The sequence below is a fragment of the Mesorhizobium atlanticum genome (assembly GCF_003289965.1).
In the GTDB taxonomy this organism is placed as follows: domain Bacteria; phylum Pseudomonadota; class Alphaproteobacteria; order Rhizobiales; family Rhizobiaceae; genus Mesorhizobium; species Mesorhizobium atlanticum.
This window is the reverse complement of record NZ_QMBQ01000001.1, coordinates 305999-328338: the sequence shown is the minus strand read 5'-3', so window position 1 is coordinate 328338 and position 22340 is coordinate 305999. Positions and strand designations below refer to the sequence as shown.

General features: G+C 62.0%; 24 protein-coding genes and 1 pseudogene. 20 read left to right on the top strand and 5 right to left on the bottom strand.

Going from position 1 to position 22340, the window contains the following annotated elements; translation table 11 throughout:
* Positions 1-423: 423 nt before the first annotated feature.
* The 6 genes from DPM35_RS01905 (at position 424) to DPM35_RS01880 (ending at position 2299) form a co-directional block, all read left to right on the top strand.
* Complete coding sequence (locus tag DPM35_RS01905) at positions 424-687, top strand: hypothetical protein (protein WP_112125637.1); 264 nt, start codon at positions 424-426, stop codon at positions 685-687.
* Complete coding sequence (locus DPM35_RS01900; RefSeq protein ID WP_112125636.1) at positions 684-1043, top strand: hypothetical protein; 360 nt, start codon at positions 684-686, stop codon at positions 1041-1043. Before DPM35_RS01905 ends, DPM35_RS01900 begins: the two co-directional genes overlap by 4 nt.
* A gap of 94 nt (positions 1044-1137) precedes the next feature.
* A complete protein-coding gene (locus tag DPM35_RS01895) occupies positions 1138-1380 on the top strand; it encodes a hypothetical protein (RefSeq protein ID WP_112125635.1) in 243 nt (80 codons plus the stop codon).
* Positions 1377-1697: a hypothetical protein gene (locus DPM35_RS01890; protein WP_112125634.1), complete on the top strand. Its 321-nt coding sequence runs from the start codon at positions 1377-1379 to the stop codon at positions 1695-1697. The genes DPM35_RS01895 and DPM35_RS01890 overlap by 4 nt, the downstream gene beginning before the upstream one ends.
* Positions 1694-1969 carry a DUF1488 family protein gene (locus DPM35_RS01885; RefSeq protein ID WP_112125633.1) on the top strand — a complete coding sequence of 92 codons (276 nt, stop codon included), beginning with the start codon at positions 1694-1696 and terminating at the stop codon, positions 1967-1969. Before DPM35_RS01890 ends, DPM35_RS01885 begins: the two co-directional genes overlap by 4 nt.
* Positions 1970-2047: 78 nt before the next feature.
* Positions 2048-2299 (top strand): DUF982 domain-containing protein, encoded by a 252-nt coding sequence (locus DPM35_RS01880; protein ID WP_112125632.1) that lies wholly within the window; start codon positions 2048-2050, stop codon positions 2297-2299.
* Positions 2300-2505: 206 nt separating this feature from the next.
* On the opposite strand, the gene DPM35_RS32345 is transcribed toward DPM35_RS01880, so the two are convergent.
* Positions 2506-2877, bottom strand: coding sequence for a hypothetical protein (locus tag DPM35_RS32345; RefSeq protein WP_245431443.1), 372 nt, complete (start codon positions 2875-2877; stop codon positions 2506-2508).
* Between DPM35_RS32345 and DPM35_RS01875 the strand changes: the two genes are divergently transcribed.
* Positions 2792-3505, top strand: coding sequence for an NYN domain-containing protein (locus DPM35_RS01875; protein WP_245431436.1), 714 nt, complete (start codon positions 2792-2794; stop codon positions 3503-3505). The genes DPM35_RS32345 and DPM35_RS01875 overlap by 86 nt on opposite strands.
* Positions 3506-3676: 171 nt before the next feature.
* Here the strand turns inward: DPM35_RS01875 and DPM35_RS01870 are convergent, their stop codons facing one another.
* Complete coding sequence (locus tag DPM35_RS01870) at positions 3677-4594, bottom strand: NADP-dependent oxidoreductase (RefSeq protein ID WP_112125631.1); 918 nt, start codon at positions 4592-4594, stop codon at positions 3677-3679.
* A gap of 107 nt (positions 4595-4701) precedes the next feature.
* On the opposite strand from DPM35_RS01870, the gene pdxR reads away from it, so the two are divergent.
* Positions 4702-6105: a MocR-like pyridoxine biosynthesis transcription factor PdxR gene (gene pdxR / locus DPM35_RS01865; protein ID WP_112125630.1), complete on the top strand. Its 1404-nt coding sequence runs from the start codon at positions 4702-4704 to the stop codon at positions 6103-6105.
* A 59-nt stretch (positions 6106-6164) separates the two neighbouring features.
* Here the strand turns inward: pdxR and DPM35_RS01860 are convergent.
* A pseudogene (locus DPM35_RS01860) lies at positions 6165-6389 on the bottom strand (hypothetical protein); the annotation flags it as partial.
* A 246-nt stretch (positions 6390-6635) separates the two neighbouring features.
* Here DPM35_RS01860 and DPM35_RS01855 point away from each other — a divergent pair.
* From DPM35_RS01855 to DPM35_RS01830, 6 genes are all read left to right on the top strand, one after another.
* A complete protein-coding gene (locus DPM35_RS01855) occupies positions 6636-7808 on the top strand; it encodes an extracellular solute-binding protein (protein WP_112125629.1) in 1173 nt (390 codons plus the stop codon).
* Between the two features lie 80 nt (positions 7809-7888).
* The gene (locus DPM35_RS01850) at positions 7889-8995 is read left to right on the top strand and encodes an ABC transporter ATP-binding protein (protein WP_112125628.1); all 1107 of its coding nucleotides are present in this window, start codon (positions 7889-7891) and stop codon (positions 8993-8995) included.
* The gene (locus tag DPM35_RS01845; RefSeq protein WP_112125627.1) at positions 8992-10008 is read left to right on the top strand and encodes an ABC transporter permease; all 1017 of its coding nucleotides are present in this window, start codon (positions 8992-8994) and stop codon (positions 10006-10008) included. The genes DPM35_RS01850 and DPM35_RS01845 overlap by 4 nt, the downstream gene beginning before the upstream one ends.
* Positions 10005-10820 carry an ABC transporter permease gene (locus tag DPM35_RS01840; protein ID WP_112125626.1) on the top strand — a complete coding sequence of 272 codons (816 nt, stop codon included), beginning with the start codon at positions 10005-10007 and terminating at the stop codon, positions 10818-10820. The genes DPM35_RS01845 and DPM35_RS01840 overlap by 4 nt, the downstream gene beginning before the upstream one ends.
* Before the next feature lie 43 nt (positions 10821-10863).
* The gene (locus DPM35_RS01835; protein WP_112125625.1) at positions 10864-11754 is read left to right on the top strand and encodes an ABC transporter substrate-binding protein; all 891 of its coding nucleotides are present in this window, start codon (positions 10864-10866) and stop codon (positions 11752-11754) included.
* Positions 11751-13163 (top strand): M24 family metallopeptidase, encoded by a 1413-nt coding sequence (locus DPM35_RS01830; protein WP_112125624.1) that lies wholly within the window; start codon positions 11751-11753, stop codon positions 13161-13163. Before DPM35_RS01835 ends, DPM35_RS01830 begins: the two co-directional genes overlap by 4 nt.
* A 50-nt stretch (positions 13164-13213) precedes the next feature.
* Here the strand turns inward: DPM35_RS01830 and DPM35_RS01825 are convergent, their stop codons facing one another.
* Complete coding sequence (locus DPM35_RS01825; RefSeq protein ID WP_112125623.1) at positions 13214-13906, bottom strand: TetR/AcrR family transcriptional regulator; 693 nt, start codon at positions 13904-13906, stop codon at positions 13214-13216.
* A 275-nt stretch (positions 13907-14181) separates the two neighbouring features.
* Complete coding sequence (locus DPM35_RS01820) at positions 14182-16110, bottom strand: LTA synthase family protein (protein ID WP_112125622.1); 1929 nt, start codon at positions 16108-16110, stop codon at positions 14182-14184.
* Between the two features lie 277 nt (positions 16111-16387).
* Between DPM35_RS01820 and fabD the strand changes: the two genes are divergently transcribed.
* From fabD to DPM35_RS01790, 6 genes are all read left to right on the top strand, one after another.
* Positions 16388-17329: an ACP S-malonyltransferase gene (gene fabD, locus DPM35_RS01815; protein WP_112125621.1), complete on the top strand. Its 942-nt coding sequence runs from the start codon at positions 16388-16390 to the stop codon at positions 17327-17329.
* A 60-nt stretch (positions 17330-17389) separates the two neighbouring features.
* On the top strand, positions 17390-18127 hold the full coding sequence (fabG, locus tag DPM35_RS01810) for a 3-oxoacyl-[acyl-carrier-protein] reductase (protein WP_112125620.1): 738 nt from the start codon (positions 17390-17392) through the stop codon (positions 18125-18127).
* Positions 18128-18348: 221 nt separating this feature from the next.
* Entirely contained in the window at positions 18349-18585 is a 237-nt protein-coding gene (locus DPM35_RS01805; RefSeq protein WP_006203723.1) for an acyl carrier protein, read from the top strand.
* Between the two features lie 34 nt (positions 18586-18619).
* On the top strand, positions 18620-19882 hold the full coding sequence (gene fabF, locus DPM35_RS01800; RefSeq protein WP_112125619.1) for a beta-ketoacyl-ACP synthase II: 1263 nt from the start codon (positions 18620-18622) through the stop codon (positions 19880-19882).
* 160 nt (positions 19883-20042) lie between these two features.
* Positions 20043-21314 (top strand): endolytic transglycosylase MltG, encoded by a 1272-nt coding sequence (gene mltG, locus DPM35_RS01795; RefSeq protein ID WP_112125618.1) that lies wholly within the window; start codon positions 20043-20045, stop codon positions 21312-21314.
* A 133-nt stretch (positions 21315-21447) separates the two neighbouring features.
* Complete coding sequence (locus DPM35_RS01790; RefSeq protein ID WP_112125617.1) at positions 21448-22338, top strand: YicC/YloC family endoribonuclease; 891 nt, start codon at positions 21448-21450, stop codon at positions 22336-22338.
* The last annotated feature ends 2 nt before the right edge of the window (positions 22339-22340 follow it).

Genomic DNA, 22340 nt, shown 5'->3' with positions numbered 1-22340 from the left:
GATAGCAAAATTGAAATTATTCGTCAGAGGCGCAAAATTATCTGCCGCGAATATTTGCGAGATTCAAAAAAATGTCGTTTGACAGCGAGAATTCGCGCAGGATTTTCGACCTCTGCGCCCGAGTTTCTATTAACCAGCAAAAATAAAACGCCAACACCGCCTTGTCCGTAGCGCAATTGGGGTGCATATATATAAAACTCGGTGGGTGGTTTTCGTGATAGTGAAGCCTCGCCATCCGCCTCCGAATTTTCGACAGTGAATGCATTGGCGACGCTCCCGGCGCGGCATCTCGCTTCGTTCGAACCCTGAAAAAATGATTCCGGCGCCGACCACGGATGTACTGGCGGCGCCCCACATTGTTTCGCCGGTTCGGTTGAAACTGAAGTGGAAGGCGCATGAGCGCGTTTCCGCGGAAAGCGGTAAGTGACCAGTCGCACCACGCCGACCGTCGTTCGCTTCAATGCGCCGTTTATGCTGCCGGGCTTCGACGCGCCGCAGCCGGCCGGGGAGTACCGCGTCGATCTCGACGAGGAATCTCTCGAAGGGGCTTCGCGAATCGCATGGCGCCGTGTGGCCACGTTCATCCACTTGCCGGCGATCTCCGTGAAGGGGCCTACGCAGCAAATGGTGCAGATCGAACCTGCCTTGCTCGAGGCCGCGCTCGATAAGGACCGGAGACAACCATGATCACGCTCATGCAACGCAACGCACGTCCCATCCAGCACGGAGCCCCGGTACGTCTTTTTGACATCGGGCAGGCGGTCCGGCTGAAGAGCAGTCCAGGAACTGGCCCCACGACCGGCGAAATCTACCGTGTCACCCGTACCCTCCCGCCGAGGGGAAACTCGCCGCAATACCGCATCCGCAGCGACGCCGAACCGCATGAGCGGGTGGTGACGGAAGACAGGCTGGAACCGGTCGACGCGGTGTCGGACGGCGGCATAATGCTCATCGAAAGGACATTCGGACATGGCCAAGGGACAGAAGCGCTCGAACAGAGAGATCAGGAAGCCGAAGCAGGAAAAGGTTCCGGTGAAGCCTGAGAGTGTGTTCGGCCAAATCAAAGGTGCTGGCGGCACCCACACCCAAAGCAAGAGCAAGGGCTGACGCCAGGATGTTTGCGCGAGGCGGACTCCTATGAAGGTTGTGATCGAATTCTATCGCACGCGCATTGCCGACGACGCGCACGCCGTCGTCGGCCGCGAGACCGTGGATGCGGCCGACCTCGACGCGGCGATCGAGATCGCGGGGCTTCTGGCAAGGACGCTGAACATGCCCCAATGGCCGGATGCCGTCGCCATCGCCGACGCAGACGGCGCGATGATCTATTCCGGCATCATCGCCGCGCAGGCGGGCACAGACGAAGGGGCGCCATCTTGAACGTCGGTGACCCTCGCAAGGATGCCGCTCGCGGCGCCTGGCCTCATCTTCGCGAGGAAAATGCAGGCGGTGCCCGGGCATGCGACTTTGGGGACCATCAATATGGCCGCCGCGTCGAAGCCGATCGCTCCTGGACTGTCTATCATGTCTTCACGGGCATTCCAGCGCATGTGAACGGCGCCTCCCTGGTCGGGCTCAGCCGTTCGGAAGCGACGAAAAATATGCTGTCCCTGAACTTTTGCAGCAGCGAGCGCCGTACGGAGAGGATCGCCGCGCGGTTCTTCGCTGCGCTTGAGAAGCCGGCAGACCAGTCATGACGCTCGCGTTCCCGAACCCCAGCCGAAGCTTCGATCAGGAGCGCAATGGCGTCTACTTCATCGGTCATGACGGCATGTTTCAAATCCGTTTCTTCATCGAGGCCGAGGCTCTGGCGAGAAACGGCATTGTCCTGGGGGCGAAGGCCAGCGTGGAGACGGCCTATCTTTCTGCATTCGATGGCTTGCGAACCTCCATACAGCAAGTGGCAGGCAAGGTTTATGCCCGCAACCGCCGAGACTCCTACACTTTAACCGCCGCCGATTTCAGGTAGCGGCATCCGGGTGTAGTCAAAGCGGGCCAACAATAGACCCGCGCTCGTCTTTCGATGCAATCGGGCGTAGGGTGCGCGATGGCTGGTAAAAAGTTCCGGGTTCCCGTGGTTGTCTATGTCGCCGGCCCGATCGGCTTCACGCTGATTGAGTCCGTCGCACAGGCTTCGGATTTCCTGTTTGACCATTGGCCAGGAAACGACAGCCTGGCTTGGACCGACGCGATGAAACGCTGCGCCGAAGATGGCGCTGCCGATGACGCGAGTGCCGCATTCCTCATCGCGCTTGAGGGGGCGGGGATCGGCTCCGACCGCACGGTTGAGATTTACTGAGCTTGGCGGGCGACTGCGCGGTTTGAGCCGTGCTCGCTGGCTCACTTGCGATGCTCAGCCAGCATTCGGCCTGATGGAACCACCAGATACGGAGAGCTCGAATGGCGATGAAGCCGAACTATCGATACGAGCGCAGTCAAAGAGACAAGGCCAAGGCGGCCAAGAAAGAAGCCAAGCTTGCGGGGAAAGCTGCGAAGGAGAAACCTTCATCCGCGGAGCGGAATGAAGCGCAGGAGCCAGCCGGCGATGAAAGCTAAGGCATTGCCATGACGAAGCGCGAGACCGACAGCTTCGAAATCGACGTGGAATGCCCCCGTTGTCATCATCAGGCGAGGACGCTCGTCGGCTGGATTCGAACGCACATCCAGATGGAATGCGCCAACTGCGGCGATATCATAGACATTGAGAGCAAGAACTTCAGGTGGCACGAACAGCGCTAAGGAAAAGACCATGATGCCGTCCGAGCCGCGCTCGCCACGCCTTGCCGTTCTCATCGATGCCGACAACGCTTCCGCCAAGATCGCCGATGGGCTGTTCGAGGAGATCGCCAAGATCGGCGAAGCCAGCGTGCGTCGCATCTATGGCGATTTTTCCAGCTCGCGCTCGAAAGCGTGGGCCGACGTCCTTTCAAAGCACGCAATCATACCCCAGCAGCAGTTCGCCTACACGACAGGCAAGAACGCTTCGGACATCACGCTCGTCATCGATGCAATGGATCTGCTGCATAGCGGCCGGTTCGACGGTTTCTGCTTGGTTTCCTCAGACAGCGATTTCACCCGGCTCGCAGCCCGCATTCGCGAGCAGGGCATCGACGTGTTCGGCTTCGGCGAGCAGAAGACGCCTGAGAGTTTCCGCCAGGCATGCCGGCGATTCGTCTATACCGAGAACCTGCTGCCGTCCGCGCCCGCGAATGAGCCTGAGGCAGTATCGGCCATGAAGCCGTTGCAGCCGCCTTCGGCGGCCGTGCCCATCATCCGCAAAACCATCGCGCAGATGGAAAGCGAGGATGGCTGGGTTCCGCTCGGTGCGGTCGGAACGCAACTTGCCAACCTGGCTTCCGACTTCGATCCACGCACTTTCGGCTTTCGCAAGCTGAGCGATCTGGTGCGCAAGACGAACGCGTTCGAAATCGACCGTCCCGAGGGCGGAGCGTTGCGCATCAGGATCAAACCGGAGGCCGCGCGAAGAGGAGGGCGGAAGACTTAAGCGCGTCGCGTCTGAATGCCCTCATGCGACGCGCTTTAGGTTGTTGTTTTTATGCATGTCGTTGCCCCAAAACCGCTACGCACTTTGGGCGACATGCATTAGTCGGTACGGTGCACCAATACCCAGCTCCCCGCAGGTTGCCTATCTATGCGATGCGCCCTGCCAGCCGGTTCACGGACGGACGCGGATGACCGTTTTTCCGGCGCGTCGCTCGCCCGAGTTGAAGGCGGCGATCGCCTCGTCGAGGCGCGCGACTTTGCCGATGTTCGTCCGCAGTCGTCCATCCCGCACCCGCTGCACGATCTCACTCAGCTGGGCGCGATCGGACTCGACCACGAAATCGATTACCAGGCCATCCACGGGCCGTGCCTCGGCCGGGCCGACGGCGGTCACCAGCGTGCCCCCGGGTCGGATCAGCGCCGTGGAGCGCTTCTGAATGTCGCCGCCGATGACATCGAACACCAGATCGACGCGGCCGACGTCTTCCAGGGTATCGTTTTCGAGATCGACAAACGCATTTGCGCCGAAGTCGATCGCCTTCTGACGGTCGGCGGCGCGTCCGGTGCCAATGACATAGGCGCCGGCCTCGCGTGCGAGTTGCGTCACCATGGACCCGACTGCGCCGGCCGCGCCGTGGGCGATGACGCTCTGGCCCGCCTGAAGGCGACCATGCTGAAACAGTCCCTGCCATGCGGTCAGGCCCGAGATCGGCAGGCTCGCGCCCACCGCGAAGTCGACATCGCCTGGCAGCGGCGCGAGGTTGCGTGCCTCCATAGCCACATACTCCGCCAGCGTCCCGTCGCGATGCCAGTCGGCGAGGCCGAACACGCGTTGTCCCAACGACAGCCCCGTCGTGCCGTAGCCGAGAGCGGTGACCACCCCGGCCAGTTCGTGCCCAGGGATCGATGGGGTCCGGTCACGATCGCGGCGGTCGGCCCAGGTCGAGGGCCACTCGAGTTCGGTTGGGACGAAGCCCGATGCGTGAACCTGGACAACGACGTCGTTGATCGCTGCCAGCGGCTCGGGCCGGTCCACCAGCGTCATCCCGGCAGTCCCTGCGGCCTGGTGCTCCACGACAATTGCTTTCATGAAACTGTCTCCTCGATCCTTGGTTACGTGACGATGGCCGGCAGATGTGTCCGGCTCCGGCCATGAAACAGGACCAAGATTGGCGCGAATGATGGTACCATTGCCCAATGACCGTCCTGCCCATCGATCTCGACCGTGTCGCAAGGACGCCGCTGGCGACGCAGATCTATCGGGTGTTCCGGGACGCCATAGAGACGGGGCGGTTGGACCCGGGGGCAAAGCTTCCTTCTTGGCGTGACATGGCCGCACAACTCGGCGTCTCGCGCGGCACCGTACGCGTCGCGTATCAGCGCCTTATAGACGAGCAGTTCGCCGTCGGCGCCGGCGCGGCGGGCACTCGCGTCGCCAGGCGCCGCTCGCTTTCGTCGCCGCACGTGTCGTCGCCCGACTTGGCGCCACTGCCGGAGCTGTTCCAAACCTATGGAACGCCACCCTTGCCGTTCCAGATGGGCGTGCCCTCACAGGACGCCTTTCCGTTCAAGCTGTGGTCGCGCGTCGTCGCGCGAGCGGCGCGGAGGGCGGCAGCCGCGCCGGTCAGCTATCCCGATCCCCGGGGTGATCCGCAACTGCGAAAGGAGATCGCGGCCTACCTCGGAATTGCCCGGGGTCTTCGCTGCAGTCCTGCCCAGGTGTTCGTCACGGGAGGTTATTCCGGGGCGCTTGGTCTGGCGGTGCGGGCTCTGCAAGTGGAGGGGTCGCGGGCTTTGATCGAGGATCCGAGCTTCCCGATCACACGCAAGGCGCTCGACCTGGCGGGAATCACCGCGACGGCCGTCCCGGTCGACGCCGAAGGCCTGGATGTCGCTTGCGCCATCCAGAGCGCCCAGGACGCGGCACTGGCAATCATCACGCCAGGGCAACATGCCCCGCTCGGGATGACGATGTCGCTGAGCCGCAGACTTGCGTTGCTCGCCTGGGCCCGGCGGAGCGACGCCTGGATCATCGAGGACGATTATCTGAGCGAGCTGCAACTAACCGGCCGGGCGGCTCCGGCGCTCGCATCGCTCGATCATGCCGGACGGGTTCTCCATGTTGGCAGCTTCAGCAAGACGATCAGCCCTGCTCTGCGCCTCGGCTTCGTCGTCGCGCCTGTTGGAATGACTGGCCGGTTCGGTGACGTGTGCGCCTGCCTGGCTCCGGCTCCAGGCCTGGCGCTTCAAGGCGCGGTGGCCGAGTTCCTGCGCGAGGGGCACTATATTCGGCATCTGCGGCGCATGAAGCGCCTCTACGCCTCTCGTCGGCAGGCCGTGCTCGACGGTCTCGCACAGGTCGGGTCGAAGTCGCTGAAAGTCGAAGCCACTGCTGGCCTGGCGGTCATTGTCTCGACAACCGCCTCAATGTCGGATGCGGAGATCGCCGGCCGCGCCCGCTCGTTCGGCTTGGCTCCGTCGCCTCTTTCTCAATGGTATGTCCGGTCACCCCTCTCTCAGGGACTCCTGCTCGGCGTGACCAATTTGGATACGCGTCGGCTCGCACAGTATTGCCGACAACTCGCGGAAGCGGCGCAATAGCGCCAGGCGCGTTCCGTGACCGCGGTTGCGGCGATCCCGCCTCCAACAACCGCCGCCGCTCAGCTCGTATGCGCGACGAGCTTGTCCACCGTCTCGAGGAAGAAGTCGGGCGCCGAGTGGCGCTTGCCGAACATCATGTCGTACTGGATGAGGCGGAAGTCGTTGATCTTCGGGTCGATCTGCTTCTGCCTCGCCCAGTCCGGCGTCGCTTCGCCCGCGGGCGTCAGCAGCAGGTTGCGGTCGACCACCCGGTAATGCTCGCGCAGCGCGCCGAGGAAGCCGGTCTCGACATTCCCGACCGAAGCGACCATCCGAGGCGGAGCCTCCCGATCCGCGGCCGCCAAAAAATGGCGCCGTGCCTCATTATCGATATTTGACGAGAATTTTCTGCCTAATCAAGCGGCAAATGCTGAAATTTATGCCAAAATCGGAGGTGGCGTTTCACATTTTTCGATATTTATCGAAAAAATGTTGCAAGACGATCCGCTTTTTGCTTACAACTAATCAAGCAAAAACCATAAGAGGGAACCATGGATCACAAACATCTTCACGCTGGCGCTGCGCACGGGAAACACTCAAAGGGAGGAGGGAGGCTGAACCGACGCACGCTCGTCAAATCGATCGTGGGAGGAGGTATCGCTGCGCTCGGCGCTCCTTACTTCATCCGAAATGCGAGGGCGTCCTCGGGCGAGCTCAACATTCTGGGATGGGCGGAAGAACTGCCTGAGGCGGTGACGAAGCTTTTCACCAAGCAGACTGGCATTGCAATCAAGATCACCCCGTTCTCCTCAAACGAAGAGCAGATGAACAAGCTCATGGCGACTGAGGGCGACGGGTTCGATCTGTGCCAGCCCACCATCGATCGAGCGGCGCAATTCAGGGATCTGGGCGTCCTGGCTCCCATCAACGTAAGCCAGCTTCCTGTCGACAATATCCTCCCCTCCGTCATGGCCGGCATGAAGGCCTGGCATTTCGATGATGGCCTTTATTCCCTGCCACATTGTTGGGGCACGGAGGCCATCGGTTGGCGCAGCGATCTGACCACGCTTGACTACAAGAGTTTGAGCTACGGGACGTTGTGGCGGGACGAATATGTCGGAAAGGTTCAGGGCAAGCCCGACACGTTGCTGCTGGGCATTGGCCTGTGGTTCGACGCTTCTGGCAAATTGCCGTCCAACCGTATGCTGGACACCTATAAGGACGAAGCCACGATGCGAAAGGTCTTCGACGAGATCCTGGCATTCGCAACGGCGAAAAAAGCCCAGATCCGGCAGTTCTTCGAAACCTCCGACATGGTCAAGTCGGGCTTCATGGAAAATGGATGCGTAATCGGGCAGGTATGGGATGGCCCCGCTCTCTCGCTGCAGAAGGAAGGCAAGCCGGTCCGCTACATGGCGCCCCAGGAAGGGGCTCAATCCTGGATTGACGGGCTTTCCCTCGTAGCTGCCTCCAAGAATGTGGACCAGGCCTACGAGTTCCTGAAATTCCTCTACACGCCGGAAGTCTCGGCCATGATAGCGGAAGGCTCCGGCTACAATGGCGTGATGAATGGAACGGATGCTTTCCTGCCGCCCGAGATCAAGAAGAACTTCGCGGAGGCCTATCCCGGCGACGCGCTTTCCAAGCTCTGGAGCCGGCCGGAAGAGCCGGGCTGGTATGGCACCATCCGCAACGAATACTCCGAAAAGTTCAAAGCTGCCTGAGCCAAGCCCCCCGCCATCCGCAGCCGTCGCCCACGTCCTGCGGATGGCCGGAAAAACCGAAGCAGCCAGAGGACTTTCCCATGCCCGACAATATTGGCGCCACCGCTAAGAGCGGTGTCGTCGAGCTGAGTGATCTCGAAGTCCGCTACGGTGACTTCCAGGCACTGCAGCGTACAAACCTCAAAATCGAGTCCGGCGAGTTCTTCAGCTTCCTCGGGCCTTCCGGCTGCGGCAAGACGACGTTGCTGCGGACAATATCAGGCTTCCAATCTCCCACTTTGGGTCAGGTCAAGATCGGCGGTATCGACATGCGGGCGGCCGGGCCCAACATGCGGCCGACCGCTCTGATATTCCAAAATCTCGCGCTTTTTCCGTTGATGACGGTCGCCGAGAATATCGGCTATGGACTGCGTGTACGGGGCGTTCCGCGGCGCGATCGCGATGTAACGGTCTCGCGTTTGCTTGATATCGTTTCGCTGCTTGGCCATGGCGCCAAGAAGATCCAGGAACTATCCGGCGGGCAGAAGCAGAGGGTTGCCATCGCGCGCGCTCTTGCCGTCGAGCCGTCGGTTCTGCTGCTGGACGAACCTCTCTCGGCGCTTGACCTGAAGCTTCGTCAATACATGCGGGCTGAGCTCAGGGCGATCCAGCGGCGGATCGGCATCACATTCATCTACATCACCCATGACCAGGCCGAGGCGCTAGCGATGTCGGACCGGGTTGCCGTCATGAACGCCGGCAGGATAGAGCAGGTCGGTTCGCCGCGCTCGATCTACTCCGCGCCCGAAACCCCCTTCGTCGCTTCATTCGTCGGCGAGAACAACATCATCCGCGGTCGGATAAAGCGCTTCGACGGTACCGAAGCGACCATCTCCACCGCTCTGGGGGATTTCACGGGCCGAGCCGCGGGCAATCTCCATTGTGATCAACCGGCCGCTTATTTCGTTCGGCCGGAAGCTCTGACGCCCTATCAGCCATCCCACGAAACCTGCTTCGCGGGCGAAATCGTCGAAATCCTGTACGAGGGCAACTCCTCCCAAGTGACCTTGCGCATGCCGGACGGCGAGAAACTCATCGCCAGGTCGGTCACGAGCATGACTGCCTCGCCGATGCTTGGCGAACGCTTGAGAGTGGGTTGCAATAGAGCCGATGGGATCGTCATGGCGATCGAGGGGAGCCATCCATGAGGAGTTCGCTCGCCCTGTCGCTCTGCCTGCTGCTGCCGTTCCTGGTCACGGCGATACTGTTGGCTGGAGGGCTTTTCAGACGACAGCCGAACGCGTCCCCAGGGCCGGGATTCTTCCGGCGAAACGGGCCTGCCGTCAGCATCTATCTCGTCATTGCCGTTTCGGCCTGGGTGTTCCTGACGATCGTTTTTCCGCAAATCGCAATGATCGATTTGTCGTTTCATCCCAATCTGCCGCCCAAAAAGATCGGCGGGCCCGAAGATGTGTTTACGCTGGAAAATTACCGGTACTTTGTATTCGGTCCGGTAAGCTCAACGGGTTCTCTGAACACGCTTCACTTGGGCGCCTACGCAGCGACGATCACAGCCAGCGTGGCGGTTACCGCGCTTAACTTCATCCTATGTTACCCGATTGCCTTTTATATGGCGCAGTCGGCCTTGCCGCGCGCTCTCAGGCGCCTGATCATCCTGCTTATCCTTCCTTACTGGATAAACGAGGTCCTGCGGGTTTTCGCGGTTCGCCTGCTGCTCTCCGACGCAGGGATCGTCAATAGAATGCTGCTCGCGACAGGGCTTGTCGGCACGCCTGTCGACTTCATTGGCAACAATGTCGGCTTGTACTGGGGACTTAGCTACACCTGCATTCTGACGATGGTTTTCACGCTCTACAACGCGCTGGAAAGCCTTGACAAAAGCCAGATCGAAGCGGCCCGGGACCTGGGAGCGCCGTGGTGGCACGTCCACATGTTCATCGTGATGCCATATGCCAAGCCAGGCATCGCATCGGGCTGCGCCTTGACGTTCATGTCCTGCGTGGGCTCGATCGCCGCCCCTCTCGTTCTTGGCGGGCCGCGGACGCTTTGGTTCACGCCCGTCATCTATGACCGCTTCTACCAAGCGCTGAACTGGCCGCTTGGCGCGGCCTATGCCGTCATCCTCCTGGTCAGTTGCACGGTCTTCGTCCTTCTCTCGCTTAGAATACTCGGCCTTAAGCTTGGGCAGATCGCACGATGAAGCCGGCACGATCGCACCGTATTGTATTCCGGATTTATCTCGGGGCGTTTCTCGGGTTGTTGCTGGCGCCGCTCGCGGTCATGGCCGTCTCGGCCGTCAACCTGCCGTCCTATCCGCAGGCTTGGCCGATCGAGGGACTGACCTTCGCCTGGTTCGAAAAGCTGCCTTACAGCCACGACCTGATGGATGGGCTTCGCAACAGCCTCATCATCGCGGTTTTGGTCACCCTGCTGACGGTTCCAATCGGCACCGCGGGGGCGATGGTCATGGAGCAGCTGAAGGCGCGGTTTCGTCCCATTTACTATGTCGTCGTGATTTCCCCGATGCTGACGCCGGGCATCATCACCGGCGTCGCAACCGTCGTGTTCTGGCGGGGGGTTACGCGCCAGACCGGCCTGCCGTTGCTCTACAACGGCATATTCCTGACCGTTGCCGCCCAGATAACTTTCATCTCGACTCTTTGCATGCTGATCGTTCTTGCCCGCCTGCAGAGATTCGACCGAAGCCAGGAAGAGGCGGCACTCGACCTGGGAGCGAACCCGCTTCAGATATTCCTGCACATCACATTGCCGTTCCTTCGGCCGGCATTGATCTCATCGGCAGTATTGTCGCTGCTCTCCTCCGTGGAGGAGTTCAACGCCACCACATTCACCATCCTCGCCGACAAGACCCTGACCACCGTGCTTGCCGGCCGTATCCGGGTCGGACTGACCCCTGAAATCAGCGCGCTTGCCATCGCGATTGTGACGCTCACCCTGCTCATCGCCATCGTCTACGAGGTCTCACGGCGGCGTGCCGAAGCCAAGAAGTGATGCGTTGTGCATCCCGCATAGAGACTACAAGGATCTATTTCATATGAAAAAAATTCGCCTCATCGCCGAAGAACATCTCACCTATGTGCCGCATCATGTTGCAGAGAACCTCGGCTTGTTTGCCCGTTACGGATTGACCATCGACGTCAATTACAATTCCGGACCTGGAGGATCGTGGCTTGCGGATGTGCTGGCCGACGGCGGCGCGGACATTGCAAGAGGAGGAGTATGGATTCCGCTGATGTACCGCGGCCGGCTGGAGGAATTGCGGATCTTCGCCCAGCTCTGCGGCAGGAACACCCAGGTGATCGTCTCAAGGGAGCCTTGCCCGAACTTCCGGTGGAGCGATCTTTACGGAAAGAAGCTGCTGATATCGGCCTCGTCCACAAGCCAATGGATGTACCTGGAAGGCGTATTGCTGGAGAACGGAGTCGACCTCGATCGCATCAAGTTTATCCGCGATCTTGATGAAAGCACGACCAACCGTTTGTGGCGTGGCGGCTTCACGGATTTCTATCTTGTTTATTCGCCGCAGGCGGAAGCGCTCGTGCGCGAGGGCTATCATGTCGCGACCGACATAGCCACGTCCGGCGGCGAGGTCCCGTGGAGTGTCTATTACACGACGCCGGCCTATCTCGAAAGGAATAGGCAGGAACTCGAAGGTTTCGTCAGAGCCTTGTCCGAGGCGGCGGCGTGGATCGACAATCATCCGCCGGCGGAGACTGCCGCGCTTATCGCGCCAGATTTCGCGAACGTATCGCAACACGTGCTCGCCGCCTCGGTAGAACGAATGCATTCGCATCGCACGTGGTCACCCGACATGACAGTCAGACCCGCACCTTTCGCGCGCTACCAGAACATGATCATGGCCTACGGCCTCATCGAACAGCCGGTCGCCTACAGCGACATCATCGACAATGTGGCTGCGCGATGAAATCGGCGTACAGGTTTTCAAACAAGACGGAAAAGCTGCTTGAAGGTTTCGAGCCGACCTTCGAATTCGTGCCGGTCGACCCGCTCCCGCAATCCGAGTTCGTGGAGCGGCTGCGGCGGATTCGGCGCGCGGCAACCGTCGGCGAGTATGACGCGCTTGTCGTGCACGCGGACGATGTCGGCTGGTATCACACATCCAATTCGTACCTGCGCTACATATGCGACTGGTCACGCGAAGGCCTGCTCATCATCCCGACCGACGCCGACCAGGCGATCCAACTGGTGTCCTTCTTCAGCGACTCCGTGGTGCTGCCGCCAGGCGGCGAGCCGCTGCTGGTGGAGAAGATCTGGCAAGTCGGATGCTGGGGACGCGAATATGCGGATCGACCTGGGGTCCCCCTGCAAAAGGCAGCACAGGCGGCCAGCAAGATCCTGCGCGACTCGAAACTTGATAAGGGGCGGATCGGTCTCATAGGCGACCATACCTCGGAGCCATATTGGAAGTTGCTGTGCGAGCTCCTGCCGAACGCCGGGTTCTCGCTCGAAAATGGCATGATCGATCGCATGCAGCGAATTCGCTCTCCGAAGGAGATCGAAATCTTTCGCGCCGCATCACAACTGATCGATATCGGAATTCAGGCTGCCTACCACGTTATCCGCCCAGGCGTCACCGACTACGAAATCTATGCTGCTTTCACCTTTGCTCAATTGTCTCGCGGCGGTGAGACCGGGGATGGATATCAGATTGGAATCAACCGGTTCGGCACCCATTGCGGAAGGCCTTATGGACACGTCGTGGCGCCTGGCGACCTGATAAACCTCTATATATCGAACGTGACCTATCGCGGATATTTTGCCCAATCATCGAGAATGATCGCTGTCGGAGAATTGACCGCGAAGCAGGAAGACGTGCTGGACATGTGTACCGAGGGCGTGAAACGAGCCGCAGCCATGGCGCGCCCCGGAATCCTTTTTCGCGAAGTCAACGAAGCCTCTTTCGCACCGTTCATCGAGCGCGGATATTTACGGGATGCAGAAGCAAGAACGATGCCGTTCAACTGGGAGTCCATGCCTGACGGCGGTCCGCGTGAGGTGGTTCAGCAATATGTGCCGGACGTCGATTGGGAGAGGCAGGGTCGCCAGCTGAGGCATGTCTATCCTGTCCAGAGGGGGCCCCATAATCCCAACCTTGGTCACGAGGTCTCGATGCCCGGCATGCCGCTCTACAATGTGTCTTCAAACAATTACGATCGGCTGGAGGAAGGCATGGTCTTCGTGCTTCACTCCCAGTGGCTGGAACCGGGCGTCGCTGGCGCCAATCTAGGCGATTGCTTCGTGGTGACTTCGAACGGAATTCAAAGCCTCACTGACAATACACCGTTGGAACCATATAGGGTCCGGGTTGGCTGAGGCGGCATATAAGAAGTGTTGGGTACCGGCGCAGAAAAACCCGAGGTCGTTCACTGAATCTCGACCTCGGTCTGGTTGCGATCGTCCGGTTTATCTTTGGGCTCGGTGATCTCGGGTAAAACCAGGCGGCAATACGCCACTGCGGCCCGAAACGCATCAAGGCGATATTCCTCCTTGATCATTCCGAACTTCAAATAGGAGATCGATAGAACCGCATCGACGATCTCCGTGGAAATATAAAAGAGCTTCGCCGCATCCCGCAGCTTGGGCATCTCGAAATATTGCTCCAGCCGCCGATAGGCCTGCGATGCCATTTTCTCGTGATAAACAGCTTCCGCCCGACTGGTTTCTATGCCCCCGTACTGGCCGAGAAACAACTTCATCGCTGGCGTGTGTTCGTGATAAAACTTGACGGAACGCTTCAAATCCCAATCGATGACGCCCTGCCAGCTATAGAGATATTCGGCTGGTACGGGTGCATTCTTGAGCTGTGCAAACCCTTTCAAATATCTCTGAACCAAACCGAGAAACGCTGCGTCCTTGGTCGGGAAGAAGTGATAAATCGAAGCGTTCGGCACTTCGGCATGTTCGGCAATCTGATAGAGGCCGATATCATCGGGGTCATGTGTGCGGAGCAGCGCGTCGACGCTGTCCAGAAGGGTTTCGTAGCGCTCGATAGCACGTTCATGCGAGGGCGTACGTGGGCTGGAGCGCCTCTTTCGGGTTGAATCGTTCGCCAGCATCGCCGTCCTGCGTTGAGAGTCTGAGATAATGCCTTCCCGCTGGAAATGTTAGTTGAACTGCAGGCATATATCCACCGACCAGTTTCTGTTCTTCTGCGCGATAGCGTGGCAGCGCCTCGACTGCTTGCTGTTGTCTTTGTGCGAACGGCAGCTTTCCAGGACATCGCGATCCAATGCTACCGGTCCGTTTCAGGTCCCCGGAGACGCCTTTTCAGCTGCTCTGGTCACTCGCTGACTAACTTGGCTGCAGCATCAACCGCGGCTGCAACAATCGCTCAACTCGTATGCGCGACGAGCTTGTCCACCGTCTCGGGGAAGAAGTCGGGCGCCGAGTGGCGCTTGCCGAACATCATGTCGTACTGGATGAGGCGGAAGTCGTTGATCTTCGGGTCGATCTGCTTCTGCCTCGCCCAGTCCGGCGTCGCTTCGCCCGCGGGCGTCAGCAGCAGGTTGCGGTCGACCACCCGGTAATGCTCGCGCAGCGCGCCGAGGAAGCCGGTGTAGTAGGGGTGCGTGATGCCGGCCGTAGTCAGGATGTGATAGGGCAGGAAGGCAGGGCTCACGGCGCCCAGGTTCTGCACCGGACCGGAGCGGTTCGACCAGATGACCAGCGGCGTGTCGTGGTGTTCGAGCGCGGCTTCCGGATTCGGCTCCTTGCGTGGCGCGACATTGTCTTTGAGGAAGCCGGTCTCGACATAGACGGGTCCGAGCGGCGGCAGGTGGTCGCCGAAGAAGGCGATGATGGTCGGCCGCTCACGCTTCTTCGCCCAGTCGACCAGCCGCTGCAGGCCGCGGTCGGCGTCGCCCGAGCCCTCGGCATAGGAAAGCAGCGATTCCCGCGCCCAGGAACTGATCGGCGCATCGACCGAATGCGTCGGATTGTAATAGCGATAAGGCTCGTAAGGGCCATGGTTCTGCAGGCTGACGGCGAACAGGAACACCGGATCGTCGCTGGCATCGGCCTCGCGGATGATCTCGTCGGTCATCGCAGCGTCGGAAGCCAGCGGCCCGCGCTTTTCCATGGGCGGCAGCGTTTCTTCGGAGCGGAAGTCGCTGAAGCCGAAATCGGCATAGACGGCGCCCCGGTTCCAGAACCAGTTGGTGCCGGGATGGATGGCGCGCGCCCGGTAGCCCTCGCTCTTGAGGAAGGTCGCCAGAGATGGCGTTGGGGTGCGCACATATTGCTGGTAGGGGATCGAGCCGGCCGGCAGGAAGGCGTTGGAGAAGCCGGTCAGCGCCTCGAACTCGATATTGGCGGTCATGCCGCCGAACTCGGGCGAGAACATCGAGCCGGAGCGCAGGGCCCGCACGGTCGGGATCGGATCCGGCTTGATGCTGACGCCGGGCAGCTGCGTCGGATCCCAGAAGGATTCGCTCATCACCACGACGATATCGGGCTTCTCATCCGGCACCGAAGCGGCGACGCCGGAGCGCTGGATCGCGGCCATCGTCTTGTCGGAATAGCCGGGCGGGGCCGAGACATGCGCCATCGGCACATTCATCGCGAAGGCCAGCGCAAAGCCGTTCGAGGCGTAGTTTTCCTTCTGGTCCCACATGATCGGGATGATCTGCAGCCGGTCGCGCGTCCAGGAGAAGGTGGCGTAGTCCATGATCGAGACGAAGAAGGCCAGCAACGGCACGGCAAGCGCCAGCCGCGCCAAGCGGCCCTTGCGGCTGAGGATCGGCACCCGCCGGCGCCAGGTCCGCCAGCCATAGACCAGCAGCGCCAGCCCGCCGACGATTGCCGCGGCCAGCATGATGGCCGTCCATGGCCGTTCGCGCACCAGAAGCGGCATCAGCGCCATGATCTGGCGGGCAAACAGGAAATCCGTCGGATAGAGCGGGTCGCCGAGATAGTGCGATTTCTGGTGACCGACAAAGGCGAGCGCCAGCGTCAGCGGCGCCACGATCATCAGGCTCTGATGGCTGCGGCCAAGCACCGCGTCGAGCCCGACCAGCACCAGCGCGAAGACGATGATGGTGGTCCAGCCCGGCTTGAAGGGCTGCAGGAAGAAATCGACCGTGCCGAAAAAGTCGCCGCGCACGATCCATTCGATTGCGAAGACGAGCAGGGCGGAGACAAGAAGTGTTGCCAGGCCGTAGCGCACCGTCGGCCAGGGTCGTCCCGGCAGGTAGCCGGTGGACGGATCGTCTTCCAAAAATTGAGGCACGGGCTTGGCCGTGCCTTTCCTGATCCTTGCCACTCTACGTCCCCCGGGCCCACGCAACACGCCTTCCACGCGCGTCACGGCTCTGTCATCAAAATGTCACGCAAAGCTAGCGCCTGTAGCGGAAATATGAAGAGCCAGCAAAGTAAACGTGAGCGGTTTTCATCAGGTGTGATCGCCAAAAAGCCTTTCGGAACAGGGAGTCAGCCCGGTTTTCCGGCTGAAATACGGGTTAAAGGGATCCCCGCGGGCTTGACTTGGCTGTGCGCCTTGCGCCAGAGGCAGGGAAAACCAGCCTCTGGAGAGACCAAAAATGGCCGTCGCATTTACCTTTCCGGGACAGGGCAGCCAGGCCGTAGGCATGGGCAAGGACCTCGCCGATGCGTTCCCGGAAGCGCGCCGCGTCTTCGAGGAAGTGGATGCCGCGCTCGGCGAAAACCTGTCGAAACTGATCTGGGAAGGGCCGGAAGAGACGCTGACGCTGACCGCCAACGCCCAGCCGGCGCTGATGGCGGTGTCGCTGGCGGCGATGCGGGCGCTCGAAGCGCGCGGCTTCTCGCTAAAGGACAAGGTAGCCTATGTGGCCGGCCATTCGCTGGGCGAATATTCCGCGCTTGCCGCGGCCGGCTTCGTTTCGGTCGGCGACGCGGCGAAGCTCCTGCGCACCCGTGGCAACGCCATGCAGGCTGCGGTGCCGGCCGGCGAGGGCGCCATGGCTGCCATCATCGGGCTGGAGCATGCCGATGTCGAAGCGGCGTGCGCGGAAGCGGCCAAAGGCTCTGTCTGCCAGGTCGCCAACGACAATGGCGGCGGCCAGCTGGTGATTTCCGGCGCCAAGGCGGCGGTCGAGCTGGCGGCGAAGCTGTGTACTGAAAAGGGCGCCAAGCGGGCGCTGATGCTGCAGGTTTCGGCCCCCTTCCATTCGGCGCTGATGGCGCCTGCGGCCGACATCATGCGGGAGGCGCTGGCCGGCGTGGCAAAGCAGGCGCCGGTGGTCCCGGTCGTCTCCAACGTTACCGTGACGCCGACCAGCGACCCGGAAGAGATCGCCCGCCGCCTGGTCCAGCAGGTGACCGGCCGTGTGCGCTGGCGCGAGACGGTGGAGTGGTTCGGCGCCAACGGCGTCGCGACGCTCTACGAGATCGGCGCCGGCAAGGTGCTGTCCGGCCTGGCCCGCCGCATCAACCGCGACATCGCGACGGGCACCGTCGGCACGGCGGCCGACGTCGAGGCGGCGCTGGCGGCGCTTGGCTGACAGGCTGGCGATTTGACGGCACCTGTGCCAAGGGTGCCTCTCTGAGATCAGGAGAGAAAAATGTTCGAACTGACCGGCCGCAAGGCGCTCGTCACCGGCGCATCGGGAGGCATCGGCGAGGCGATCGCCAGGGTGCTGCACAGCCAGGGCGCCATCGTCGGCCTGCACGGCACGCGCGTGGAGAAGCTGGAAGCGTTGGCTGGCGATCTCGGCGAGCGCGTAAAGCTGTTTCCGGCCGATTTGACCGACCGCGACGCGGTCAAGGCGCTCGGCCAGAAAGCGGAGGCGGATCTCGAAGGCGTCGACATCCTGGTCAACAATGCCGGCATCACCAAGGACGGCCTGTTCGTGCGGATGTCGGATGCCGACTGGGACAGCGTGATCGAGGTCAACCTCACCGCCGTGTTCCGGCTGACCCGCGAGCTGACCCATCCGATGATGCGCCGCCGCCATGGCCGCATCATCAACATCACCTCGGTGGTCGGCGTCACCGGCAATCCCGGCCAGACCAATTACTGCGCCTCCAAGGCCGGCATGATCGGCTTTTCCAAGTCGCTGGCGCAGGAGATCGCCACCCGCAACATCACCGTCAACTGCGTCGCCCCGGGCTTCATCGAATCGGCCATGACCGACAAGCTCAACGACAAGCAGAAAGAGACGATCATGGCCGCCATCCCGACAAGGCGCATGGGCACCAGCGCCGAGGTCGCGTCCGCCGTCGCCTACCTTGCTTCCAACGAGGCGGCTTACGTCACCGGCCAGACCATTCACGTGAATGGCGGCATGGCGATGATCTAAGGGGGTAACGATCTAAGGGGAGGCCAATCCCCGGGCGCCTGTGAAAACAGCCATTTCGGCTTGGACGCCCGTCATTTTTCGTGTAATGCGGCCCGCAACCCGGCGGTTCGGGCAAAAACCGGTCCTGTGGCGTTGCGTTGCCCGCAGGACCATCTTTCAGCTTGATTAGCGGCATTCCGCCCGCTAACGAAGATAGACAACATAAGACGAGGATTGCCCAAATGAGTGACACCGCAGAGCGCGTCAAGAAGATCGTCATCGAGCATCTCGGCGTCGATGCCGACAAGGTGACGGAGCAGGCGAGCTTCATCGACGACCTGGGCGCGGACAGCCTCGACACGGTCGAACTCGTCATGGCGTTCGAAGAAGAGTTCGGCGTCGAGATTCCGGACGATGCCGCCGAGACGATCCTCACCGTCGGCGACGCCGTGAAGTATATCGACAAGGCCTCGGCCTGAGTTCTTTCGCAGGCATAATCGGGGAGGACCTGCGATGAGGCGTGTCGTCGTCACGGGCCTTGGCCTGCTTTCGCCGTTTGGCATGGGCGTCGAGCACAGCTGGCGGGAATTGCTTTCCGGCCGCAGCGCCTGCCGCCGTGTCACCGAGTTCGAGGTGGACGATCTTGCCTGCAAGATCGCCCACATCATCCCGCGCGGCGACGGCTCGAACGGCACCTTCAATCCGGAGGCCGTGCTCGAGCCGAAGGAACTGCGCAAGATCGGCGACTTCATCCTTTACGGCATCGCGGCCGCCGACGAGGCGCTGGCCGATTCCGGTTGGAAGCCCGAAACCCATGAGGATCAGTGCGCCACCGGCGTGCTGATCGGCTCCGGCATCGGCGGCATCGACGGCATCGCCGAAAATGCGATGATCCTGAAGGATCGCGGGCCGCGCCGCATCAGCCCGTTCTTCATCCCCGGGCAGATCATCAACCTGGTCTCGGGCCAGGTCTCCATCCGCCACGGCCTGAAAGGCCCGAACCATGCGGTCGTCACCGCCTGCTCGACCGGCGCGCACGCCATTGGCGACGCGGCCCGGCTGATCATGTGGGGCGATGCCGACGTCATGGTCGCGGGCGGCGCCGAAGCGCCGGTCACCCGGCTGTCGATTGCGGGCTTCGCCGCCTGCCGCGCGCTCTCCACCGACCGCAACGATACACCGGAGACCGCTTCGCGCCCATACGACCGCGACCGCGACGGCTTCGTCATGGGCGAGGGCGCCGGCGTCGTCGTGCTCGAAGAGCTCGAGCACGCCAAGGCGCGCGGCGCCAAGATCTACGCCGAAGTCACCGGCTACGGGCTGACCGGAGACGCCTACCACATCACCGCCCCCGCCGAGGATGGCGACGGCGCCTTCCGTTGCATGACGGCGGCGTTGAACCGGGCGAAGCTTTCCCCTGCCGATGTCGATTACATCAATGCCCATGGCACCTCGACCATGGCCGACACGATCGAGCTTGGCGCGGTCGAGCGCCTGGTCGGCAATGCCGCCTCGAAGATCTCGATGTCGTCGACAAAGTCGTCGGTCGGCCATCTGCTGGGCGCCGCGGGTGCCGCGGAAGCGATCTTCTCGATCCTTGCCATCCGCGACAACATCGCTCCCGCCACGATCAATCTCGACAATCCGGAACGCGAGACGGCGATCGATCTCGTGCCGAACAAGCCGCGCCAGCGCCAGATCGACGTCGCGCTGTCGAATTCCTTCGGTTTCGGCGGCACCAACGCCTCGCTCGTGTTCCAGCGCTACAATGGCTGAAAGGCCTACCGGGGCAATCCCGGGAAGAGGGCGCGGCGCTCTTCCCAGGATTGCTCGGACAACCAGTCGGCAGTCCCGCCACCTGCCGTCATTTTTGCCAAATTCTCCCCTAGCTTACCGCCGGGGGATTCGTTGCAAGATCAGACGGTAGGGCGCGCCCATGAGCACAAATCCGGGGAGCACTAATCCGGGCGGCGGGGATTTCGGACGGCAGGGCACGAAGGGTCCGATCGTGCCCAAGACGGCGGCCGAGGCATTGCGCCCGGAAGCCGGCACGCCGCCGCCGTCGAAGCGTTCGCGCGCCTCGCGCAGCCAGGTCGTGGTGTTCCTGAATTTCTTCCTGTCCGTGGCGATCCTTCTCGTGCTCGCCTCGGGCGCGGCGCTCTATTTCGGCATGCAGGCTTTCGTCGAGCCCGGTCCGTCCGCCAATGGCGACACCTTCATGATCAAGCCGAACACCGGCGTGCAGGAGATCGCCGACCAACTCGAGCGCCGCAATCTGATCAGCGATGCCCGCATCTTCCGGCTCGGCGTGCGCGCCACCGGCAATGAATCGGCGCTGAAGGCCGGTGAATACGCCATCAAGCCGCGCGCCTCGATGCGCGACATCATGGAGCTCTTCAAGAGCGGCAAGTCGGTGATGTATTCGCTCACCATTCCCGAAGGGCTGACGGTCGAGCAGGCGTTGCAGCGCGTGGCCGATCAGGAGGCGCTCACCGGCGACATGCCGGCGACCTTGCCGCCCGAGGGCAGCATTGCCACCGACACGCTGCGCTTCACCCGCGGCGCGACCCGCCAGCAGATGATCGACAAGCTTGTCGCCGATCAGAAGAAGCTGGTCGAGGAGGTCTGGTCGCATCGCGCGCCCGACCTGCCGATCGCCAACATCGATGATTTCGTCACGCTGGCCTCGATCGTGGAGAAGGAAACGGGCCGGAGCGACGAGCGCTCGCGCGTTGCCGCTGTCTTCCTCAACCGGCTGGCCAAGGGCATGCGGCTGCAATCCGACCCGACCATCATCTACGGCCTGTTCGGCGGCAAGGGCAAACCCGCCGACCGGCCGATCTATCAGTCCGACATCGACAAGCAGACGCCTTACAACACCTATCTGATCAAGGGCCTGCCGCCGACGCCGATCGCCAATCCGGGCCGCGCGGCGCTCGAAGCGGTCGCCAATCCGTCGAAGACCGACGATCTTTATTTCGTCGCCGACGGCAATGGCGGTCACGTCTTTGCCGCGACGCTGGAAGAGCACAACCAGAATGTCGCCCGCTACCGGGCGCTGCAGAAGAAGCAGGCGGATGCCGCCGCCAAGGCTTCCGGCCAGACGACGGCCCCGGCCGCCGCCGACGGCAACACAGACAGCGGCGACGCCGGTGACAATGGCGACAGCGGCGAAAACGGCGATGCGGGCGGCGACTCGGCTCAATAAGCGTGCCGCACGCGTCCTTTGACGCGACGCCATATTCATGTTTTGAGGGAGCGCCGGCCGATCGTCCGGCGATTTTTGGGGCGTGTAGCGCCGGGCCGCGTGCGTTGGCCCGCGACAGGGGATGACAGGCACAATGAACCTGCAAAGCATGACCGGTTTCGCGCGGTCCGCCGCCGAGAGCGATGGCACGTCGATCGCCTGGGAGGTGAAATCGGTGAACGGCAAGAGTGCCGAGGTTCGGCTGAGGTTGCCGCAGGGTTTCGACCGGCTGGAGACCGCCGTCCGGCAGACCGTTCAGAAGCGTTTCGCGCGCGGCAATTTCCAGGCGACACTGACCGTCGGCCGCGCTGCGGCCAGGCAGGTCCAGCCGGTGGTCAACGAGGCGTTCCTCAAGGATCTGGCGGGGCTGGCGAAGCGCTTGCAGGAGCAGTTCGGCACAGAGCCGGCCTCCGCCGACGGCCTGCTCTCGCTCCGCGGCGTGCTCGACATTCCAGAGGCTATGGAGACCGAGGAGGAACGCGCCGCTCTTGATGCCGCGATCCTGTCGGCGCTCGAGGCAGCGCTCGCCGGGCTGGAGCAAGCGCGGCAAGGCGAGGGCGCGGCACTTGGCGCGCTGCTTTCCGGCCATATCGACACCATAGAGGTGCTGACGTTGAAGGCGGAAGCCGATCCGTCGCGCGAGCCGGCGGCAATCCGCGAGCGCATGACGGAGCAGGTACGCCTGTTGATGGATGCCTCGGCCAATCTCGATGCCGTCCGGCTGCATCAGGAGGCAGCCTTCCTGGCAACCAAGGCCGACATCCGCGAGGAGATCGACCGGCTGAAGACGCATGTCGCTTCGGCGCGGACGCTGCTCAAAGGCGGCGGCGCCATTGGCCGCAAGCTCGATTTTCTGGCGCAGGAATTTAATCGCGAATCGAATACCTTGTGCTCCAAATCGAACGCCGCCGCGGTCACCGCGATCGGGCTGGAGCTCAAGGCGGTGGTCGACCAATTTCGCGAACAGGTCCAGAATCTGGAGTGACG

Bases quoted from the DNA above. Each gene is read 5' to 3' on its own strand.
- DPM35_RS01900 (WP_112125636.1), top strand. From the start codon at position 684: ATGATCACGCTCATGCAACGCAACGCACGTCCCATCCAGCACGGAGCC.
- DPM35_RS01895 (WP_112125635.1), top strand. From the start codon at position 1,138: ATGAAGGTTGTGATCGAATTCTATCGCACGCGCATTGCCGACGACGCG.
- DPM35_RS01885 (WP_112125633.1), top strand. From the start codon at position 1,694: ATGACGCTCGCGTTCCCGAACCCCAGCCGAAGCTTCGATCAGGAGCGC.
- DPM35_RS01880 (WP_112125632.1), top strand. From the start codon at position 2,048: ATGGCTGGTAAAAAGTTCCGGGTTCCCGTGGTTGTCTATGTCGCCGGC.
- DPM35_RS32345 (WP_245431443.1), bottom strand. From the start codon at position 2,877: ATGCGACGCACGCTGGCTTCGCCGATCTTGGCGATCTCCTCGAACAGC.
- DPM35_RS01870 (WP_112125631.1), bottom strand. From the start codon at position 4,594: ATGAAAGCAATTGTCGTGGAGCACCAGGCCGCAGGGACTGCCGGGATG.
- pdxR (WP_112125630.1), top strand. From the start codon at position 4,702: ATGACCGTCCTGCCCATCGATCTCGACCGTGTCGCAAGGACGCCGCTG.
- DPM35_RS01855 (WP_112125629.1), top strand. From the start codon at position 6,636: ATGGATCACAAACATCTTCACGCTGGCGCTGCGCACGGGAAACACTCA.
- DPM35_RS01850 (WP_112125628.1), top strand. From the start codon at position 7,889: ATGCCCGACAATATTGGCGCCACCGCTAAGAGCGGTGTCGTCGAGCTG.
- DPM35_RS01845 (WP_112125627.1), top strand. From the start codon at position 8,992: ATGAGGAGTTCGCTCGCCCTGTCGCTCTGCCTGCTGCTGCCGTTCCTG.
- DPM35_RS01840 (WP_112125626.1), top strand. From the start codon at position 10,005: ATGAAGCCGGCACGATCGCACCGTATTGTATTCCGGATTTATCTCGGG.
- DPM35_RS01835 (WP_112125625.1), top strand. From the start codon at position 10,864: ATGAAAAAAATTCGCCTCATCGCCGAAGAACATCTCACCTATGTGCCG.
- DPM35_RS01830 (WP_112125624.1), top strand. From the start codon at position 11,751: ATGAAATCGGCGTACAGGTTTTCAAACAAGACGGAAAAGCTGCTTGAA.
- DPM35_RS01825 (WP_112125623.1), bottom strand. From the start codon at position 13,906: ATGCTGGCGAACGATTCAACCCGAAAGAGGCGCTCCAGCCCACGTACG.
- fabD (WP_112125621.1), top strand. From the start codon at position 16,388: ATGGCCGTCGCATTTACCTTTCCGGGACAGGGCAGCCAGGCCGTAGGC.
- fabG (WP_112125620.1), top strand. From the start codon at position 17,390: ATGTTCGAACTGACCGGCCGCAAGGCGCTCGTCACCGGCGCATCGGGA.
- DPM35_RS01805 (WP_006203723.1), top strand. From the start codon at position 18,349: ATGAGTGACACCGCAGAGCGCGTCAAGAAGATCGTCATCGAGCATCTC.
- fabF (WP_112125619.1), top strand. From the start codon at position 18,620: ATGAGGCGTGTCGTCGTCACGGGCCTTGGCCTGCTTTCGCCGTTTGGC.
- mltG (WP_112125618.1), top strand. From the start codon at position 20,043: ATGAGCACAAATCCGGGGAGCACTAATCCGGGCGGCGGGGATTTCGGA.
- DPM35_RS01790 (WP_112125617.1), top strand. From the start codon at position 21,448: ATGAACCTGCAAAGCATGACCGGTTTCGCGCGGTCCGCCGCCGAGAGC.